Here is a 3665-nt window from a genome sequence, read left to right as displayed (position 1 = left end):
CATGATTAAAACCAGTGGAACTTACCCTGACACGGATTTCCACTGGTTTTTAGAATTTTTATCAGACTAACTTCCACTTGGATTAGCGGTGGAACTTAGTTTGGGAATTTACCAAAAAGGGAGCAAAAATACTGAGATTTCAAAACTCAATCTTAATGATTGCATTTTCTCTAAGAAAATCATGCCGTAAATAGTAGGCATATGTTAAAATAGTAGTAATAAAATATAGATTAGGCGCAACTATCCAAACTAGATTCAAATCATATACTATTCTTAAAGAAAGCCAACACTATGAAATCCTACCAAGCCGTCTACCAAATTCTAGCTAAAGAAATCGATTATATCAGCGGAGAAAAAATTGCAGAAGAACTATCACTAACTCGAACATCAATTTGGAAAGCCATCAAGCGTTTAGAACAAGAAGGCATTGAAATTGATAGTATCAAAAACAAAGGCTATAAACTGGTGAATGGAGACCTTATTCTTCCAGAGATTCTAGAAGAAAATCTTCCAATTAAAATCAGTTTTAAACCCGAAACAAAATCAACACAACTGGATGCAAAAGAAGCAATTGATTTAGGGAATGAAGTAAACACCCTCTATCTAGCTTCCTATCAAACAGCAGGCCGAGGTCGATTTCAACGTTCCTTCTACTCACCACAAGGTGGTATTTATATGACACTCCATCTTAAACCAAATCTTCCATATGACCAATTACCATCCTACACACTACTTGTAGCAGGAGCTGTCTACAAAGCCATTAAGAACCTAACTTTAATAGATGTCGACATAAAATGGGTCAATGATATCTACCTAAACAATCATAAAATTGGAGGAATCCTCACTGAAGCAATGACCTCTGTAGAAACAGGCTTAGTCACAGATATCATTATTGGAGTAGGAATCAACTTTACTATTAATGATTTCCCACAAGAATTAAAAGAAAAAGCTGCTAGCTTATTTAAAACTACAGCTCCAATAACAAGGAATGAATTAATCATAGAAATCTGGCGTGCTTTCTTCGAAACACCAGCAGATGAGCTATTATACCTATATAAAAAACAGTCATTCGTTCTTGGAAAAGAAGTGACTTTTACACTAGATCAAAAAGACTACAAGGGACTTGCTAAAGATATCTCAGAAAATGGCAAACTTTTAGTTCAATGTGATAACGGAAAAGAAATCTGGCTAAATAGCGGAGAAATTTCACTCAAGAGTTGGAAGTAGTAATAAACAAGCACAACCATAAAATCAACAATATATAAAAATTTAGTATTTCTTCAGCCCTATACAGTTGTCAAAGAGCACAAAAAACTGGCTCTATAATATTTGTAGTGGGTAAATCCCCTATGGATCTTATGGAGCCGATTTTGTTGTAGAAAAAAAGTCCCATATGACCTATAATGAAAAGCGACTAAACAACTCATTAGAAAGATTCATATGGAACAATTACATTTTATCACAAAACTACTCGATATTAAAGACCCTAATATCCAGATTCTAGACATCATCAATAAGGATACACTTAAGGAAATCATCGCTAAACTGGATTACAATGCCCCATCTTGTCCTGATTGTGGACATCAAATGAAGAAATATGACTTTCAAAAACCGTCGAAAATTCCTTACCTCGAAACGACTGGTATGCCTACTAGAATCCTCCTGAAAAAGCGTCGATTCAAGTGCTATCATTGCTCGAAAATGATGGTCGCCGAAACCTCTCTCGTCAAGAAGAATCATCAAATTCCTCGTATCATCAACCAAAAGATTGCGCAAAAGCTGATTGAAAAGACTTCTATGACCGATATTGCTCATCAGCTGGCTATTTCAACTTCAACTGTCATTCGTAAGCTCAATGACTTCCGTTTTAAGTCTGATTTTTCTTACCTCCCTGAGATTATGTCCTGGGACGAGTATGCCTTCACTAAGGGAAAGATGAGTTTTATTGCACAAGATTTTGATAATCTCAACATCATCACTGTTCTTGAGGGTAGAACACAAGCTGTCATTCGTGATCACTTTCTGCGCTACGAGCGAGCTGTTCGTTGTCAGGTGAAAATCATTACGATGGATATGTTTAGCCCTTACTACGATATTGCCAGTAAACTTTTTCCTAACGCTAAAATCGTTCTTGACCGCTTTCACATTGTCCAACATCTAAGCCGTGCCATGAGTCGTGTACGTGTCCAAATCATGAATCAATTTGAGCGAAAATCCCATGAATACAAGGCCATCAAACGCTACTGGAAACTCATTCAACAGGATAGTCGTAAACTGAGTGATAAACGATTTTATCGCCCTACTTTTCGTATGCACTTAACGAATAAAGAGATTCTAGACAAGATTTTGAGCTATTCAGAAGAGTTGAAACACCACTACAATCTCTATCAACTCTTGCTTTTTCACTTTCAGAACAAGGAACCTGACAAATTCTTCGGACTTATTGAGGACAATCTAAAGCAGGTTCATCCTCTTTTTCAGACTGTCTTTAAAACCTTTCTAAAGGACAAAGAGAAAATCGTCAACGCCCTTCAACTCCCCTATTCTAAAGCCAAACTGGAAGCGACCAATAATCTCGTTAAACTTATCAAACGAAATGCCTTTGGATTTCGGAACTTTGAAAACTTCAAAAAACGAATTTTTATCGCTCTCAATATCAAAAAAGAAAGGACAAATTTCGTCCTTTCTAGATTTTAGCTTTTCTCAAGCCCACTACAGTTGACAAAGAGCGCAAAAAAACTTCAGATAAGTAATCCAATTAATTTTACAAATCTGAAGTTTTTATTCTACTACTCTTAAAAATACAAAAAAAGAGAGTTATAAACCCTCATTAAAACGGAGAATAAGGGATTCGAACCCTTGCGCCAGTTACCCGACCTAACGATTTAGCAAACCGTCCTCTTCAGCCTCTTGAGTAATTCTCCAATTAATGGGCACGAGTGGACTCGAACCACCGACCTCACGCTTATCAGGCGTGCGCTCTAACCACCTGAGCTACGCGCCCAAGTTAAAAACTTGGTAATTTGAACAAAGTTCAAAGCGGGTGACGAGAATCGAACTCGCGACAACAGCTTGGAAGGCTGTAGTTTTACCACTAAACTACACCCGCATACATACTATAATTAAAAATGGCGCGAGACGGAATCGAACCGCCGACACATGGAGCTTCAATCCATTGCTCTACCAACTGAGCTACCGAGCCTTATTGCGGGAGCAGGATTTGAACCTACGACCTTCGGGTTATGAGCCCGACGAGCTACCGAGCTGCTCCATCCCGCGTTAATACAAAAGGAGGATGTGGGATTCGAACCCACGCACGCTTTTACACGCCTGACGGTTTTCAAGACCGTTCCCTTCAGCCGGACTTGGGTAATCCTCCATAATATTCAAATGGACCTTGTAGGACTTGAACCTACGACCACTCGGTTATGAGCCGAGAGCTCTAACCAGCTGAGCTAAAGGTCCAACAAGATCATTATAGCGGCGAAGGGGATCGAACCCCCGACCTCCCGGGTATGAACCGGACGCTCTAGCCAGCTGAGCTACACCGCCATAAATCGGGAAGACAGGATTCGAACCTGCGACACCTTGGTCCCAAACCAAGTACTCTACCAAGCTGAGCTACTTCCCGAGTTAAATAGAAAAATGCACCCTAGAGGAGTCGA

General features: G+C 39.2%; 2 protein-coding genes and 9 tRNA genes. 2 read left to right on the top strand and 9 right to left on the bottom strand.

Annotation, left to right across the window (positions count from 1 at the left end):
* Positions 1 to 291: 291 nt before the first annotated feature.
* Together birA and K4Z77_RS09665 are read left to right on the top strand one after the other, a co-directional pair.
* Positions 292 to 1227 carry a bifunctional biotin--[acetyl-CoA-carboxylase] ligase/biotin operon repressor BirA gene (birA, locus tag K4Z77_RS09670; protein WP_224219178.1) on the top strand — a complete coding sequence of 312 codons (936 nt, stop codon included), beginning with the start codon at positions 292 to 294 and terminating at the stop codon, positions 1225 to 1227.
* Between the two features lie 213 nt (positions 1228 to 1440).
* Positions 1441 to 2697, top strand: coding sequence for an ISL3 family transposase (locus K4Z77_RS09665; RefSeq protein WP_224219177.1), 1257 nt, complete (start codon positions 1441 to 1443; stop codon positions 2695 to 2697).
* Between the two features lie 139 nt (positions 2698 to 2836).
* Here K4Z77_RS09665 and K4Z77_RS09660 read toward each other — a convergent pair.
* The 9 genes from K4Z77_RS09660 to K4Z77_RS09620 form a co-directional block, all read right to left on the bottom strand.
* A tRNA-Ser gene (locus K4Z77_RS09660) sits at positions 2837 to 2924 on the bottom strand.
* 6 nt (positions 2925 to 2930) lie between these two features.
* A tRNA-Ile gene (locus K4Z77_RS09655) sits at positions 2931 to 3004 on the bottom strand.
* Between the two features lie 34 nt (positions 3005 to 3038).
* Positions 3039 to 3109: transfer RNA gene (locus K4Z77_RS09650), tRNA-Gly, on the bottom strand.
* Positions 3110 to 3129: 20 nt separating this feature from the next.
* Positions 3130 to 3202, bottom strand: a tRNA-Phe gene (locus K4Z77_RS09645).
* A gap of 3 nt (positions 3203 to 3205) precedes the next feature.
* A tRNA-Met gene (locus K4Z77_RS09640) sits at positions 3206 to 3279 on the bottom strand.
* Positions 3280 to 3289: 10 nt separating this feature from the next.
* Positions 3290 to 3379 (bottom strand) — tRNA-Ser (locus K4Z77_RS09635).
* Between the two features lie 12 nt (positions 3380 to 3391).
* Positions 3392 to 3465, bottom strand: a tRNA-Ile gene (locus K4Z77_RS09630).
* Between the two features lie 13 nt (positions 3466 to 3478).
* A tRNA-Met gene (locus tag K4Z77_RS09625) sits at positions 3479 to 3552 on the bottom strand.
* A 5-nt stretch (positions 3553 to 3557) separates the two neighbouring features.
* A tRNA-Pro gene (locus tag K4Z77_RS09620) sits at positions 3558 to 3631 on the bottom strand.
* Positions 3632 to 3665 lie beyond the last annotated feature (34 nt).

Source organism: Streptococcus mitis subsp. hohhotensis (assembly GCF_020089495.2).
GTDB classification, from domain to species: domain Bacteria; phylum Bacillota; class Bacilli; order Lactobacillales; family Streptococcaceae; genus Streptococcus; species Streptococcus hohhotensis.
Note: the sequence above shows the minus strand (reverse complement) of the source record. Positions and strands in the feature narration are given on the sequence as shown.

Bases quoted from the DNA above. Each gene is read 5' to 3' on its own strand.
- birA (WP_224219178.1), top strand. From the start codon at position 292: ATGAAATCCTACCAAGCCGTCTACCAAATTCTAGCTAAAGAAATCGAT.
- K4Z77_RS09665 (WP_224219177.1), top strand. From the start codon at position 1,441: ATGGAACAATTACATTTTATCACAAAACTACTCGATATTAAAGACCCT.